The 516-nt window shown below is 61.4% G+C and carries 1 protein-coding gene; it reads right to left on the bottom strand.

What is annotated here, in order from left to right:
- Positions 1-366: hypothetical protein (locus tag ACNA7R_RS20665; RefSeq protein WP_416285401.1), on the bottom strand; the 366-nt coding region annotated here is incomplete at its 3' end.
- Positions 367-516: the final 150 nt, after the last annotated feature.

The following is a 516-nucleotide window of genomic DNA, read 5'->3' on the forward strand; positions in this document are numbered from 1 at the left end:
GTCGTTCGCGTCTTCGGATGCTTTGGAATCGCAAAGGATCCTTTCCTGCACCACGCGACGCAGCAACGCGTCTGCACGTCGTCTGCCCAACGGTGCACGTTGCACCAGCCACTTGACTTTCCTGGCGTCTACGGCGGACGCCTTGCCTTCCTTTCGACCTGCGAGTTCCACCACGACGTGGACCAACGTCCAGTACGTCGCCATGGGCCATCGCTTCGCCATCGCTTCCACCAAACGTCGCCATTGACGTTCCTTGTCGTCTTCATCGTCGTCGTCGTCGTCGTCGTCGTCGAAACGATCCCTCGTCGCACGTGTCGGAACCGATCCTCTGCGGGTCGAGGTGGAAGGACCGGAATCCACCCCCACCCCGTCCCCACAATCCTCCTTCGAAACGGACCCTTCGGCGACGAGGAAGAGCTCGGTCGCCCAGTGGCTCCAAGAGGGAGGGATCAGCGAGAGGGCCTGCGAGAGAGACCGTTGAAAGGACCGCTGTCTCCACACGGTCCTTTCAACGGT

It is taken from the genome of Natronococcus sp. (assembly GCF_047921035.1).
Taxonomy (GTDB): domain Archaea; phylum Halobacteriota; class Halobacteria; order Halobacteriales; family Natrialbaceae; genus Natronococcus.